The sequence below is a fragment of the Kitasatospora sp. NPDC089509 genome, from assembly GCF_044749365.1.
In the GTDB taxonomy this organism is placed as follows: domain Bacteria; phylum Actinomycetota; class Actinomycetes; order Streptomycetales; family Streptomycetaceae; genus Kitasatospora.
The window spans coordinates 1-14172 of the sequence record NZ_JBIVHS010000037.1; the positions used below are offsets into that span (position 1 = coordinate 1).

Below are 14172 nucleotides of genomic sequence, written 5' to 3' on the forward strand. Positions count from 1 at the left end.
GTCGGCGAACTCCCCAAGACCCGCTCCGGCAAGATCATGCGCCGCCTCCTGCGCGACATCGCCGAAGGCCGCGAAGTCGGCGACACCACCACCCTGACGGATGCCGCCGTGATGGCCTCCATCCAGGCGCAGTTGACCGACGGTCCGACCGCGGGCTGATTCCGTCCCGTCCGCGCCACGGGCCGCCCACCGGTTCCTTCCGGTCGGCGGCCCGTGCGCGTACGCCCTCCACCACCAGCGAACTCCCCTGAGGACCGACCGAGTTGTCGTACCGGCCCGCCCGCGTCGCCGCCAAGGCCACCGCCGCGCTCGCCCTGCTCCCCTGCCTGCTGACCGCCGCCTGCCAGGACGACCGGGTCGGGACGGACCGCTCCCACCCGCAGCCCGTCCCCGCGACGCTCAGCGGGCTCGGAACCCTGACGGCCGGGCCGTCCGGGCTACGGATGACGGCGTTCGGCACGGACGCCTCGCACGCCCCCGACGGGGCAGCGGTGACGGCCATGCCGGCGACCGCCGAGGAGGGTCAGGAATGGCTCGTCCGGCCCACCGCCGGCCCCGAACTCGTGCTCCAGTCCCCGCTGTTGAGCAGCGGTGAGGACCGGACCGGCCCGCTGGTGCTCACCGCGGACCCGGACGGCTCGGTCTACCTCGCCGCCGAACGGCCCGGCAGCGCGCCGGAGGCCGCCGCCCCGGACCAGTCCTGGACCTTCGAGGACCTCGCCGTCGCCCCGACCCGGTGGACCGCCCCGGACGGGCGGTCCGCCACCCGGCTGAGGATCCACGCCCACGGCGGCGGCTGCCTGGTCGACCGCGGCTACGGCGAGCGCCTCGCCCTCGGCGGCTGCGAGGACCCCGCGGCCTGGTGGACCGCCGAGGGCCTGTCAGGACCGGGAGGAGACGACAGGCCGACGCTGTGACGAAACGGTCATCTTCCGGGAGAGGCGAGCTGATACCGGCTTCCTAACGTGGCGGCTCCTTGATGTCGTTCTGAGGAGTTGTGGTGGTCACCGAACCGGTGGTGGAGCGGGAGTCGCGGCGTCGACGCACGGAGCGCGAGCGGGCCCGGACAGGGTCCGGGGGGCGACTGACAGCGATCGACGTGCTGCGGGCGCTGGCGATCCTCGGGATGGTGTGGATGCACTTCGTGCCGACGGGCTGGCTGGAGCCGACGCCGCGGGGCCATGCCTGGCCCGGGGTGCTGGAGTGGCTGAACGGGTTCCTGGACACCCGGGCCCGCAGTGTGTTCTTCCTGTTGGCGGGGGTTTCGGTCGCGCTGATGACCGGCGGCTGCCGGCCGTACGCCGGGCCCTCGATGCGCGGGGCCCGGGGTCGGATCGCCGTCCGGGCCGGGGTGCTCCTGCTGCTGGGACTCTGTCTTGAGCAGGTGTCGGGCGTGGGGAACATCATCACCGCCTACACCGGGTGGCTGCTGTTCCTGCTGCCGTGGACGCGGGTGCGGGCGAGGTGGCTGTTCGCGGCGGCCGGAGTGTTCGCGGTGGCGGCACCGGTGTTCCAGATCCTCCGCGCGAACCGGGGCCAGGACTGGTCCTTCCTGCCACCGGTCGGGCCGGGTGCGCCCGAACTGCCGCAGGGCCTGGCGGTATTGGTGCAGCCCGGGGACTGGCTCGCGGTGTTCCAGTCGTACGTGTTCAACGTGGACACGTTCTACGCGCTGCCGCTGCTGCTGGCGGGTCTGGCGATCGGCCGTCTGGACCTGGGCGACCGACTGGTGCGGGTGCGCATGACGATCACGGGCGCGGGCGTCGCGGTCGGCGGCTGGCTGGCGTCCTGGCTGCTGCTCGGCCCGCTCGGGACCGGCGCGGCGATCGACCGCTTCCAGGCGGCGCTGATGGCCCCGCCTCCGCCCCCGCCGGTGCCGGCCGCGGCGGACGGCGTGCTGCCGGACGCACCCCCGGTGATGCCCGAGCTGCCGCCGATGCCGAAGGTGCCGTGGGCCGAGCTGTGGGCGATGTCCAAGCCGGGTCCGGCCATCGCGGAGTACAGCACGCTGCAGGTCCTCTGGATGGTCGGCGTGTCGCTGGCCCTGCTCGGCGGCCTCCTCCTGCTGACCGAACGGGCCCACTGGGAGCGGGCACTGCGGCCGCTAGCGGCGATGGGCTCGATGGCGATGACCTGGTACTTCGTCCAGGACGTGATCACCAACCACTTCCTCGGCCAGGACCCGGGCGGCTTCGGCCGCGCACCGCAGTCCCTGGTCCCGTACGCGCTGTTCGCCGCGGCCGCCCTGACCGGCTCGGCACTGTGGCGGCGGTTCTTCCGCCGCGGGCCGCTGGAGGCCCTGGTCCACCGCACGACGACGGCCGTGGCACCCCGCCGCCGGGGGTGACCCGCCCACCGGGCGGGCCCGGCACGCCGATCACGGCGCGCCGGGCCCGCCCGTGCCGCTACGGCGAGCCTCGGTGCACCACGGGCCGGGCGGCCGTCAGGCGTCCGGCTTGTGGTGGCGCTGGTAGTGGCGCGCGGAGCGGGCGCGACTGCCGCAGCTCACCGAGCACCACTCGCGGCGCGGGTGCTGCTTGATGAAGTACAGGACGCAGCCCGGCGCCAGGCAGCCGCGGAGCAGGTGCCTGGTCTCCTGACTGAACAGCGCGATGGACTCCTCGGCGATGGCGGAGACGACGGCGGAGGCCGCCTGCCCGCCGGTGCGGGCGTGGCGCGCGGGGTCCTCGCCGGGCGTCCAGGACAGCGCGGACCAGCAGGGCGTGTCACCGGCCGCCCGGTTGAGCACGGCCACGGCCTCCTGCAGTTCACGGATGTCGGACGCGGCCGCCGGGCGCGGCTCCCCGGTGGCCTCGGCGGCGAGGCGGCGCAGGGCGTCGCGCAGGCCGATCAGCCGGTCGCCGAGCCCGGTCAGTTCCGGGACGGCGAGCGCGTCGAGGTCCGCGGGAGTCAGCAGGTCCGTCCGGGCGGAGACGGCCCGCAGCCAGGCCCGGGTTCCGTCGGGGTCCCGCAGGGCGTCGTGGGCGCCGTCCCGGTCCGCCCAGATGGTGTTCATCAGCTCCACGGGCAGGGGCTCGCCGAGAAGGGGCGCTTGGGTGTCCATGCCGCCGAGGCTATCGCACTTCTGACGCTTACAGGAGCCTCTTTCCGTTGACACGGGACACCCGCGGTGCCATGGTGGTTCTAACGGTTACTGGCGCATCGAAGCGTCAGAACCGGCGATCGAAGGAGTGCAGCTCCCATGACCGGTTTCGCCCCCGTCGAGCCCGCCACCGCCACCGGACCGGCCGCCGAGCTGCTGGCGCAGGTCCAGCGGACGCTCGGCGCCACGCCGAACATGACCAAGGCGATGGCCAACAGCCCCGCACTGCTCCACGGCTACCTGGCGCTGTCGGGAGCCCTGGCCGGCGGCGAACTGCCCGTGGCGGTCCGCGAACGCCTCGCGCTGGCCACGGCCGAGTACAACGGCTGCGAGTACTGCCTCTCGGCCCACACGTACCTCGGCGCGAACGTCGCCAAGATCGACGCCGCGGAGCTGGACGCCGCCCGCGACGCCAAGTCCACCGACGCGCACCCCCAGGCACTGCTCACGCTGTCGGACGCCATCGCCCGCGGCCGCGGCCGGGTCGACTCCGGCGCATTGCAGGCCGCGCGCGACGCCGGTGCCACCGACGCCGAGATCGGCGAGGTCGTCGGCCACCTGGCGCTGAACGTCCTGACCAACTACTTCAACATCCTCGCCGAGGTCGACAACGACTTCCCGCCGGTCGTCCCGCATTCCGTCGTCTGACCCGCACCCCCGCGCCCCGCCGGCCCGGCCCCCTCCCCCGACCGGGGCCGGGCCGGCGGCCCCGCCGACCACCCGGGGAAGGAAGAACGATGAACACTCCGGCACACAGCACCCCGACCGGCTTCCACGAGGGCGAGTTGGCCGTCCAGCGCCTGGCGGGCGTCGTCGACGACGCGGCCCGGCTCTCCGGCATGGTGGCCCCCGCCCGGCTGAGCGTCGGCCCGGTCCGCTTCCTGGGCGACCGGACCTTCGCCGCGCTCACCGCCCGCGACCCGGCGGGCACCCTGTGGATCTCCCCGGTCACCGGCCCGCCCGGCTTCCTGCACGCGACCTCCCCGAGCATCCTCGACGTCCGGACGCTGCCCGCCGAGGGCGACCCGCTGCACCACCTGCCGGCACCCCAGCCGATCGGGCTGATCGCCGTGGAGTTCGCCGCCCGCAGACGTCTGCGGGTCAACGGGAGGCTGAGCGGGACCGGCCGGGACGGCCTGCGGATCGAGGTCGAGCAGGTGTACGGCAACTGCCCCCAGTACATTCAGGGCCGACGGCTCCACCCGACGCGCGCGGACGCCCCCGCAGCCGAGCCGCCCCGCCGATCCGACACCCTGACCGACGGCGACCTGGCCTTCATCCGCCGGGCCGACACCCTCCTGATCGGCACCACCCACCCCACCCGCGGCAACGACGCCTCGCACCGCGGCGGCCCGCCCGGGTTCGTCCGGGTCGAGGACGGAAGGCTGTGGTGGCCCGACTACCCGGGCAACAACCTGTTCAACACCCTCGGCAACCTCCAGGCCGACCCCACCGCCGCCCTGCTCTTCTGCGACTTCGCCACCGGGCGCACCCTGCACCTGTCCGGCCACGCCGAGGTCGAGTGGATCCGGCCGGGAATCCCCGGCGACGACGGCCGCACCGGCCGCCGGGTCCACTTCACCCCCCGCCACCTGGTGGCGGGCCGGCTGCTCCCGCTCCGGGCGGACACGGTCGCGGCTGCCCCGGGCAACCCACCGCTGACCGACCGCACCACCGACCACGCCTGATCGGAGCCGTCGACAGGGCAGACCACCGCCCGCATGGCGAAAATCGCACGTTCACCATTCGTTCATATGGACGTCACTCGCTAGAGTCATATGAATGCCTGACTATCGCACTCTGCTCGGCACCGTCGCCGCCACACTGCGCGAGGCGGGCCTCCCCCTCGCCGATGACGCCGCAGGCACGGGCGGCGCGAAGGTCGCCTGTCGACCCAATGGCGTCACGGTCTCCTGGCAGCCCGGCTCCGGAGACGTCGCGGTCGAACAGCCCGACACCGGATCCGCGGGCTCCACCCGCACCCACGGCGCGGCCGCCGTGCACTCGTCGCGCTTCCAGTTCACCCTCCGCGTCGCGGCGCTGCTGGCCGACATCGGCTACCTCAGCGAGCACCTCGGGGACCGGGTCCTGATCAGCGGCCACGACGTCCGCTGAGAAACCTCAGGCCTTCGGCCAGTTGCGCAGCAGGGCGTCGAGGGCGTCCAGGATCCGCGCCCAGGTCTGTTCCGTGGTCCGCGGGGTGTGCTGGAAGCCGCCTCCCCGCTCCAGGGCCACGTAGCCGTGGAAGGTGCTGCCGAGCAGCCTGACGGCGTCGGTCTCGTCGGGTTCGGTGAGGTCGTAGCCGCGCAGGATGGCCCGGGTCATCTGCGAGTGCCGGACGGCGGCACTGCCCAGCGCCGTCTCGTAGTCCAGTTCCAGCTGCGCGGCGGCGTAACGGCCGGGGTGCTCCCGGGCGTAGTCGCGGTAGGCGTTGGCGAAGGCGGCCAGGGCGTCCTTGCCGGCCCGCCCGGCCAGGGCGGCGGCGACCCGGTCGGCGAGCTCCTCCAGGGCGAGCAGGGCGATCCTGGTCTTGAGGTCCTGGGAGTTCTTGACGTGCGAGTACAGGCTCGCGTCCTTGACGCCGAAGCGCCGGGCCAGCGCCGAAACGGTGACCTTGTCGAAGCCGACCTCGTCGGCCAGCTCCGCACCCGCCCGGGTGAGTCGTTCCGTGTTCAGTCCTACGCGCGCCATGCCCTGCCCTTCGGTCGTCTGGGGCAACTATACATTTGCCTAATGCTCCTAGGTATTTTACGTTGCTCCCTATGAAGCCACTGACCGAACCCCAGATCCGCGCCGCCTTCGTGAACTGCAGCAAGGGCGAGGCCAAGCGCCTGCACATCCCCCGCGACCTCGCCGAACAGCCCTGGGACGACCTGGACTTCCTCGGCTGGCGGGACCCTCAGGCCCCCGACCGCGGCTACCTCGCCGCCGAGCTGGACGGCCGCACGGTGGCGGTCGCCCTGCGTTCCTCCGGCGCCGCCTCCTGGCAGGCCCGGCGCAGCATCTGCTCGCTCTGCGTCACCACCCACACCGGGGGCGTCTCGCTGCTGGTCGCCCCGCTCGCCGGGAAGGCGGGCAAGCAGGGCAACTCCGTCGGCGCGTACATGTGCGCCGACCTCGCCTGCTCGCTCTACGTGCGCGGCAAGCGCGAGGTCGGCACCCGGCTGCACGAGTCGCTGACCGTCGAGGAGAAGATCCGGCGCACGGTGGCCAACCTGACCGCCTTCGTCGCCAAGGTCACCGCGTGACGCCCCCGCCGGGCCCCGAGGCCGCGCGCCGCCTGCCGAACACCTGAGGCCGGGTGTCCGGCAGGCATCGGGCCGCATCGACCGACGGTCGCGCCGGAGCAGCCGCCGGACCCTATCCCGGTCGACCTGCGGTCAGCCGACCCCCCGCAGGACGCAGAGGGTCCCCTGTGGGGCGTGAAAGGCCTGCCGCACCTCCCAGGTGCCGCTCTGCCCCGGCTTGACATCGACGGCGGTCTCGCCGACGGCGAGCACCGTGGCCGAGTGCGAGGTGAAGTGGATGGCGATCCGGTACTTCGCGTCCTGACCACCGGGGTTGAGCGCGGTGCCGGCGGCCCGCCAGCCGTCCTTGGTCGCCTCACAGGCGGTGATGGTGACCTGCTTGCGCTTCTCCGTGTCGTTGGCGACGGACGAGGGCGGCGGAAGCGTCGGCTGCTCGGCCGGGACGAACTCATCGGCGCCCGCCGTGGCCGTCGCGCCCTTGTCGGGCGCGGCCGCGGTGTGCTGCTGGTCCTGACTACCGCCCCCGGCACCACTGCAGGCGGGCAGCGGGGCGAGGGTGAGCAGAGCGATTCCGAGAGCGGCAACCGCTCGGGCCCTGTGCTTCGTTTCGCGCATCTCTTCTTCTTCCTTCAGCTGTGGGCGGCGCGGAGACCGTCACTCCGGCGACGCCGCGGCGGAACGGGCCTGTCGTACCGTGTCGACCCGGTACTCGCGGCCCGGCCGTCCCCGTGGTGGCCGAGGTTCACCCGTTCGGCCGCCGACTTCCGCACCGTCCGCCGCCGGTCGGGCCCAGCGGAGGCATCGGCGAGCGGGCGACGAAAGGCGGCGGTCCCCGGAGCTCGGGCTCCGGGGACCGCCGCCGGTCAAGCGCTCGTGCTAGCCGCGTCGACGGATCCGACGCGTCATGAGCGCCAGCCCGCCGCCCAGGAGCAGGAGGCCCCCGGCCAGGCCGGCGAGCCGGGTGTCGGCCCCGGTGCTCGGCAGATGCCCGTGCGCCTTCTTCGCCGTCACCGTGGCGCTGGACGGCGGGGAGGTCACCGGCGGACCGGACGGCGGAGTACCCGTCGCCGTCGCCGTGTTCGTGACCTTCCCGCTGTTCAGATCACCCTGGGTGACCTTGTAGTCGGCCGTGCAGGTGACCGACCCGCCCGGGGCGAGCGAAGCCGCACCCGCCGGACACATCACCACCGGTGCGGTACCGGTGCCCGAGAACGCCGTCTCGGTCACCGTCACGTTCGTCAACGTCACGTTCCCGGTGTTCGTCACCAGGAAGCTGTAGTCGACGGTCTGGCCGACAGCGGTGACCGTCGTCGGCGAGGCCGACTTCTCCACGGTGAGCGCAGGGGCCGGGGTCTTCGGGACGGTGGTCGAGGAGGGCGGGGAGGTCACCGGCGGACCGGACGGCGGAGTACCCGTCGCCGTCGCCGTGTTGGTGACCTTCCCGCTGTCGATGTCCGCCTGGGTGACCGTGTAACTCGCCGTGCACATCACCGACGCACCCGGCGCCAACGAGGCCGCACCCGCCGGGCAGGAGACGACCGGCGCGGTACCGGTACCGGAGAACGCGGTGTCGTTGATCGTGACATTGGTGAGGGTGACGTTCCCGGTGTTCGTCACCAGCAACGAATAGTGCAGCACCTGGCCCGCCGCCGTCAGCTCCGTCGCGTCCACCGACTTCACGACGGTGAGCGCCGGTGCCGGCGTGGCCGTCACGGTCGTGCTGGACGGCGGGGAGGTGACCGGCGGACCGGACGGCGGAGTACCCGTCGCCGTCGCCGTGTTGGTGATGCTCCCGGTGTTGATGTCGGCCTGGGTGACGGTGTACGTGGCCGTGCAGGTGACCGACGCCCCCGGCGCGAGTGAAGCCGCACCGGCCGGACAGGAGATCGCCGGCGGGGTCCCGGTACCCGAGAACGCCGTCTCGGTCACCGTGATGTTGGTGAGGGTGACGTTCCCGGTGTTGGTTGCCAAGTAGCTGTAGGTCACCACCTGCCCGACCGCCGAAACCGTCGTCGGGGAAGCCGACTTCACGATCGTCAGTGCCGGCTCGGGCGTGTTCGGAACACTGGTCGAGGACGGCGGGGAGGTCACCGGCGGACCGGACGGCGGAGTACCCGTCGCCGTCGCCGTATTGGTGACCTTCCCGCTGTCGATGTCCGCCTGGGTGACCGTGTAACTCGCCGTGCACATCACCGACGCACCAGGCACCATCGAGGCCGCACCCGCCGGGCAGGAGACGACCGGCGCGGTACCGGTGCCCGAGAACGCCGTCTCGGTCACCGTCACATTGGTCAACGTCACGTTCCCGGTGTTGGTCACCAGGAACGAATAGTGCAGCACCTGGCCCACTGCCGTCAGTTCCGTCGCGTCCACCGACTTCACCAGGGTGAGAGCCGGTGCCGGCGTGGCGGTCACGGTGGCGCTCGACGGCGGGGAGGTCACCGGCGGACCCGACGGCGGAGTACCCGTCGCCGTCGCCGTGTTCGTGATACTCCCCGCGTTGATATCCGCCTGCGTCACGGTGTAACTCGCCGTGCAGGTCACCGACGCCCCAGGCGCCAACGAGGCCGCACCGGCCGGACAGGAGATGACCGGCGCAGTGCCGGTGCCTGAGAACGCCGTCTCGGTCACCGTGATGTTGGTGAGGGTGACATTCCCCGTGTTGGTCACCAGGTAGCCGTAGTCGACCGTCTGCCCGACCGCCGAAACCGTCGTCGGAGAAGCCGACTTCACGATCGTCAATGCCGGATTGGCCGTCGCCGTCACGGTGGCACTCGACGGCGGAGACGTGACCGGCGGACCGGACGGCGGAGTACCCGTCGCCGTCGCCGTGTTCGTGATACTCCCCGCGTTGATATCCGCCTGCGTCACGGTGTAACTCGCCGTGCAGGTCACCGATGCACCAGGCGCGAGCGAAGCCGCACCGGCCGGACAGGAGATGACCGGCGCAGTACCGGTGCCCGAGAACGCCGTCTCCGTCACCGTGACGTCGGTGAGGGTGACATTCCCGGTGTTCGTCACCAGGAAGCCGTAGTCAACCGTCTGCCCCACAGCCGAAACCGTCGTCGGAGAAGCCGACTTCACGATCGTGATCGCCGGATTCGCCGTCGCCGTCACGGTGGCACTCGACGGCGGAGAGGTCACCGGCGGACCGGACGGCGGAGTACCTGTCGCCGTCGCCGTGTTGGTGATGCTCCCGGCGTTGATGTCCGCCTGGGTGACGGTGTAGGTGGCCGTGCAGGTGACCGACGCCCCCGGCGCGAGCGAAGCCGCACCGGCAGGGCAGGAAACGGCCGGCGGCGTGCCGGTGCCTGAGAACGCCGTCTCGGTCACCGTGACGTTGGTGAGGGTGACGTTCCCCGTGTTGGTCACCAGGTAGCCGTAGTCGACCGTCTGCCCGACCGCCGAAACCGTCGTCGGAGAAGCCGACTTCACAATCGTCAATGCCGGATTGGCCGTCGCCGTCACAGTGGCACTCGACGGCGGCGAGGTCACCGGCGGACCCGACGGCGGAGTACCCGTCGCCGTCGCCGTATTGGTGAGCGCGCCGGAGTCAATGTCCGCCTGCGTCACCGCGTACGTAGCCGTACAGGTCACCGACGCACCAGGTGCCAACGAAGCCGCACCGGCCGGACAGGAAACGGCCGGCGGGGTCCCGGTGCCCGAGAACGCCGTCTCGTTCACCGTCACGTTCGTCAACGTCACATTCCCCGTGTTCGTCACCAGGAACGAATAGTCAACCGTCTGCCCCGAAGCCGAAACCGTCGTCGGGGAAGCCGACTTCAGAATCGTCAATGCCGGATTCGCCGTCGCCGTCACGGTGGCGCTCGACGGCGGAGACGTGACCGGCGGACCGGACGGCGGAGTACCCGTCGCCGTCGCCGTGTTGGTGATGCTCCCCGCGTTGATGTCCGCCTGCGTCACGGTGTAGCTCGCCGTGCAGGTGACCGACGCCCCAGGCGCGAGCGAAGCCGCACCGGCCGGACAGGAAATGACCGGCGCAGTACCGGTACCCGAGAACGCCGTCTCCGTCACCGTGATGTTGGTGAGGGTGACATTCCCCGTGTTGGTCACCAGGTAGCCGTAGTCGACCGTCTGCCCGACCGCCGAAACCGTCGTCGGAGAAGCCGACTTCACAATCGTCAATGCCGGATTCGCCGTAGCGGTCACGGTGGCACTGGACGGCGGAGAGGTCACCGGCGGACCCGACGGCGGAGTACCCGTCGCCGTCGCCGTGTTCGTGATGCTCCCCGCGTTGATGTCCGCCTGGGTGACAGTGTAGGTGGCCGTACAGGTCACCGACGCACCAGGCGCCAACGAGGCCGCACCCGCCGGACATGTCACCACCGGCGCACTACCGGTACCCGAGAACGCCGTCTCGGCCACCGTGACGTTGGTGAGGGTGACATTCCCGGTGTTCGTCACCAGGAAGCCGTAGTCAACCGTCTGCCCGACCGCCGAAACCGTCGTCGGGGAAGCCGACTTCACAATCGTGATCGCCGGATTCGCCGTCGCCGTCACGGTGGCACTGGAGGGCGGAGACGTCACCGGCGGACCCGACGGCGGAGTACCCGTCGCCGTCGCCGTATTGGTGAGCGCGCCGGAGTCAATGTCCGCCTGCGTCACCGCGTACGTAGCCGTACAGGTCACCGACGCACCAGGTGCCAACGAAGCCGCACCGGCCGGACAGGAAACGGCCGGCGGGGTCCCGGTGCCCGAGAACGCCGTCTCGTTCACCGTCACGTTCGTCAACGTCACATTCCCCGTGTTCGTCACCAGGAACGAATAGTCAACCGTCTGCCCCGAAGCCGAAACCGTCGTCGGAGAAGCCGACTTCAGAATCGTGATCGCCGGATTCGCCGTAGCGGTCACGGTGGCACTGGAGGGCGGAGACGTGACCGGCGGACCGGACGGCGGAGTACCCGTCGCCGTCGCCGTGTTCGTGATACTCCCCGCGTTGATGTCCGCCTGCGTCACTGCGTACGTAGCCGTACAGGTCACCGACGCCCCCGGCGCCAACGAGGCCGCACCCGCCGGACACGTCACCACCGGCGCAGTACCGGTGCCCGAGAACGCCGTCTCCGTCACCGTGACGTTGGTGAGGGTGACATTCCCCGTGTTCGTCACCAGGAAGCCGTAGTCAACCGTCTGCCCAACCGCCGAAACCGTCGTCGGAGACGCCGACTTCACAATCGTGATCGCCGGATTCGCCGTCGCCGTCACGGTGGCACTGGACGGCGGAGACGTCACCGGCGGACCCGACGGCGGAGTACCCGTCGCCGTCGCCGTGTTCGTGATACTCCCCGCGTTGATATCCGCCTGCGTCACCGCGTACGTAGCCGTACAGGTCACCGACGCCCCCGGCGCCAACGAAGCCGCACCCGCCGGACACGTCACCACCGGCGCAGTACCGGTACCCGAGAACGCCGTCTCGTTCACCGCCACATTGGTCAACGTCACGTTCCCGGTATTCGTCACCAAGAACGAGTAGTCGACCGTCTGCCCGACCGCCGAAACCGTCGTCGGAGAAGCCGACTTCAGAATCGTCAACGCGGGCGTGGCGGGGATCGGGGTGTTCGTGAAGGTGCAGAGCACCATCGGGCTGTTCTTGTCCTCCACCGTCGGCGGGAAGGGAAGGTTGAAGGTGTTCACCCCGCTGCCCGAGGCGACCGGAGCGTTGCCGTTGGCCGTGTCGACGCAGTCGTAGGTGGTGGTGTAGTTGGAGAGGCTGCCGGAGGCCGCCGTCTCGGTGAGGGTGTAGGTGGTGTTGGACAGTGCGATGACCGGGCCGGCCGGGGGCGACTGGACGCCCGTGCTGGTGCCGGTGGTGGTGGCGGTGTTGCCCTGGGTGATGCCGCCGCCGGTGATCGCCAGGGTGAACTGGTCGTTGGACGAGGTGGACTGGGCGAACCGGCCGACGATGTTCTTCTGCAGGGTCAGGGTCGGGTTGGTGGAGCAGGCGCCGAGGTCCACGGAGAGGAAGGCGTTGTTGGAGTACGGCGTGGGACCGGCCGTGACCGCTCCGGTGTTCGGGTTGAGCTGCTCCAGGTAGGTGGTGCTCCCCGAGGCGAACTCGATGTAGAGGTTGCCGGCGTTGTCGAAGGCGGCGCCGTTGAAGGAGTTGCCCCCGGGGTTGGACAGGGTGCTCAGCTGCGTACTGGTCAGGGGCACGCCGGTGGCCGATCCCGTGGTGGGGATCGGCCCGGCGATGCGGCCGATGGCGGCACCGGTACCGACGGAGGAGAGGGTGTAGAGGTTGCCGGCCGCGTCGAAGGTGATGTCGCCGTTGGGGCCGCCGGCTGCGACGACCGGCAGGTTGTAGGTGGCGATCACGCCGGGGATCGCGGTGTTGGTGGTGGTGTTGAACCCGTAGAGAGTGGCCACGCCGGCCGTGGTCGCGGTACCGCCGGCGAAGCTGGCGTAGTAGAAGATGCCGTTGGCCGGGTCGACCGCGCCGGCGACGAAGGAGTCACTGGTGGAGCCGGCCGATCCGGTGTAGACGGTCCAGTTGCCGGTGGCCGCGTTGTACCCGTACACGTTGACGGAACCGTTCACCGTCGGCGTCTGGTCGACCACGTACGCAGCGGTGCCACCGTCCGTGACGCCGAGGGCGTTGGCGAAGCCGGACCCGGCGGGGAGCGTGCTCACCGTGGTGGCGGTCACGGTGGAGCCGCCGACGGTGCCGCTGGCCAGGGCGAGCAGAGTGCCGGTGCCGGCGCGCGAGGATCCGCGCTGGATGGCGTAGATGATGTTGCCGCTGCAGTCCAGCAGACCGGGCGCCCGGCGGGCCGGTGCCGTGGCTGACGGGGACGCGGGGCTGCTCGTGGCAGACGGCACGGCAGCCGGGGACGGTGCGGCAGTCGGGGACGGGGCCTGCGAGGCGTTGTTCTGCTCGGGGGCGGCCTTCGCGGGGGCGGCGTCCGGGGTCTGCCATTCCAGCACCACGAGGCCGTTGCCGCCGTCGCGTCCGTCCCGGTCGCCGGGCTTCCGGACGTCGGCGGTGCGGCCCGTGCCGCTCGCTTCGCCCGGGTTGACCGAGGGGGCGGCGTGGGCGGCGCTGCCGTCACCGGGGAGCCCGGCGGACGTCGTGGACGGCGCGAGGCCACCGAAGCCGGCCCCGGCGACGTACTGGCGCTCGGTCACATGGGACGCGAGGCCGGTCGGCGCGTCGCTGCCGGATCCGACGGCCGCGCCGGTCGCGCTCGGGGAGCTGCCGCCGTCGGCCGTCAGGAGGGTGTGGGCGGAGGCGTGCGGATCGTCGGACAGCACGCTGGAGGCTTCGCCGTTGCGGGCCGCACGCGCCGCCGGGGAGAGCGGGTCGTCGGACCGGGCCCGCCCGCCGTGGCCCGGGGCCACGGTCAGCCGCTGTCCCGGTGTGACGTCCAGCAGTGCGGTGGCGAAGGCGCCGGCGGCGCCCGGCCGGCCCCGGTGGTCGCCGCCGGCCGCGTCCGAGGGGCCGTCGGCTTCGGCGGCCGCACCCGCGCCCCAGGCCTTCGCCCGGAGGGAGGAGACGCCGGGCGGAACGGTGAAGTCCTGGTTGCCGCCGGTGTAGGTGAAGGAGAGGCAGTCGGTGAAGCCCTGGTCCGGCGGGCAGGCCTGCGCGGCGTGCGCGGCGGGGGCGGCCATCAGCGGAACGAGCGGCAGCGGTGCCAGCAGCAGCACGGCCGACAGCACTCCGGACCAGCCACGCCGCTTCGGAGCGGCGTTGTTCGACGGTCGGGCCGGGGCGGTACTGCCCCGTGGTCCGAAGGCCGGGGTCCAGCCCCGGCGACGTCGGGCTTCAGGCATCGAGGACTCTCCAGGGTGTGCACAGGACTCTGG

10 protein-coding genes are annotated in these 14172 nt (G+C 71.7%); 6 read left to right on the top strand and 4 right to left on the bottom strand.

Annotated elements, in window-relative coordinates:
- The first annotated feature begins 263 nt into the window (after window positions 1–263).
- Together ACIP4P_RS41865 and ACIP4P_RS41870 are read left to right on the top strand one after the other, a co-directional pair.
- A complete protein-coding gene (locus ACIP4P_RS41865; protein WP_400928704.1) occupies window positions 264–917 on the top strand; it encodes a hypothetical protein in 654 nt (217 codons plus the stop codon).
- Window positions 918–1000: 83 nt separating this feature from the next.
- The gene (locus ACIP4P_RS41870) at window positions 1001–2347 is read left to right on the top strand and encodes a DUF418 domain-containing protein (RefSeq protein ID WP_400928707.1); all 1347 of its coding nucleotides are present in this window, start codon (window positions 1001–1003) and stop codon (window positions 2345–2347) included.
- Between the two features lie 96 nt (window positions 2348–2443).
- Here ACIP4P_RS41870 and ACIP4P_RS41875 read toward each other — a convergent pair whose 3' ends face one another.
- Window positions 2444–3064 carry a CGNR zinc finger domain-containing protein gene (locus ACIP4P_RS41875; RefSeq protein WP_400928710.1) on the bottom strand — a complete coding sequence of 207 codons (621 nt, stop codon included), beginning with the start codon at window positions 3062–3064 and terminating at the stop codon, window positions 2444–2446.
- Between the two features lie 138 nt (window positions 3065–3202).
- Between ACIP4P_RS41875 and ACIP4P_RS41880 the strand changes: the two genes are divergently transcribed.
- From ACIP4P_RS41880 to ACIP4P_RS41890, 3 genes are all read left to right on the top strand, one after another.
- Window positions 3203–3751 (top strand): carboxymuconolactone decarboxylase family protein, encoded by a 549-nt coding sequence (locus tag ACIP4P_RS41880; RefSeq protein WP_400928713.1) that lies wholly within the window; start codon window positions 3203–3205, stop codon window positions 3749–3751.
- 89 nt (window positions 3752–3840) lie between these two features.
- Entirely contained in the window at window positions 3841–4791 is a 951-nt protein-coding gene (locus ACIP4P_RS41885; protein WP_400928716.1) for a pyridoxamine 5'-phosphate oxidase family protein, read from the top strand.
- 94 nt (window positions 4792–4885) lie between these two features.
- Complete coding sequence (locus ACIP4P_RS41890; RefSeq protein ID WP_400928719.1) at window positions 4886–5218, top strand: hypothetical protein; 333 nt, start codon at window positions 4886–4888, stop codon at window positions 5216–5218.
- 6 nt (window positions 5219–5224) lie between these two features.
- Here ACIP4P_RS41890 and ACIP4P_RS41895 read toward each other — a convergent pair whose 3' ends face one another.
- A complete protein-coding gene (locus tag ACIP4P_RS41895; RefSeq protein ID WP_400928722.1) occupies window positions 5225–5794 on the bottom strand; it encodes a TetR/AcrR family transcriptional regulator in 570 nt (189 codons plus the stop codon).
- A 71-nt stretch (window positions 5795–5865) separates the two neighbouring features.
- On the opposite strand from ACIP4P_RS41895, the gene ACIP4P_RS41900 reads away from it, so the two are divergent.
- Window positions 5866–6351 (top strand): FBP domain-containing protein, encoded by a 486-nt coding sequence (locus ACIP4P_RS41900; protein ID WP_400928725.1) that lies wholly within the window; start codon window positions 5866–5868, stop codon window positions 6349–6351.
- Between the two features lie 132 nt (window positions 6352–6483).
- Here ACIP4P_RS41900 and ACIP4P_RS41905 read toward each other — a convergent pair whose 3' ends face one another.
- Together ACIP4P_RS41905 and ACIP4P_RS41910 are read right to left on the bottom strand one after the other, a co-directional pair.
- Window positions 6484–6966, bottom strand: coding sequence for a hypothetical protein (locus ACIP4P_RS41905; protein ID WP_400928728.1), 483 nt, complete (start codon window positions 6964–6966; stop codon window positions 6484–6486).
- 261 nt (window positions 6967–7227) lie between these two features.
- On the bottom strand, window positions 7228–14139 hold the full coding sequence (locus ACIP4P_RS41910; RefSeq protein ID WP_400928731.1) for an LPXTG cell wall anchor domain-containing protein: 6912 nt from the start codon (window positions 14137–14139) through the stop codon (window positions 7228–7230).
- Between the last annotated feature and the right edge of the window lie 33 nt (window positions 14140–14172).

Coding starts and splice junctions, on each gene's coding strand:
- ACIP4P_RS41875 (WP_400928710.1), bottom strand. CDS start 3,064: ATGGACACCCAAGCGCCCCTTCTCGGCGAGCCCCTGCCCGTGGAGCTG.
- ACIP4P_RS41880 (WP_400928713.1), top strand. CDS start 3,203: ATGACCGGTTTCGCCCCCGTCGAGCCCGCCACCGCCACCGGACCGGCC.
- ACIP4P_RS41885 (WP_400928716.1), top strand. CDS start 3,841: ATGAACACTCCGGCACACAGCACCCCGACCGGCTTCCACGAGGGCGAG.
- ACIP4P_RS41890 (WP_400928719.1), top strand. CDS start 4,886: ATGCCTGACTATCGCACTCTGCTCGGCACCGTCGCCGCCACACTGCGC.
- ACIP4P_RS41895 (WP_400928722.1), bottom strand. CDS start 5,794: ATGGCGCGCGTAGGACTGAACACGGAACGACTCACCCGGGCGGGTGCG.
- ACIP4P_RS41900 (WP_400928725.1), top strand. CDS start 5,866: ATGAAGCCACTGACCGAACCCCAGATCCGCGCCGCCTTCGTGAACTGC.
- ACIP4P_RS41905 (WP_400928728.1), bottom strand. CDS start 6,966: ATGCGCGAAACGAAGCACAGGGCCCGAGCGGTTGCCGCTCTCGGAATC.
- ACIP4P_RS41910 (WP_400928731.1), bottom strand. CDS start 14,139: ATGCCTGAAGCCCGACGTCGCCGGGGCTGGACCCCGGCCTTCGGACCA.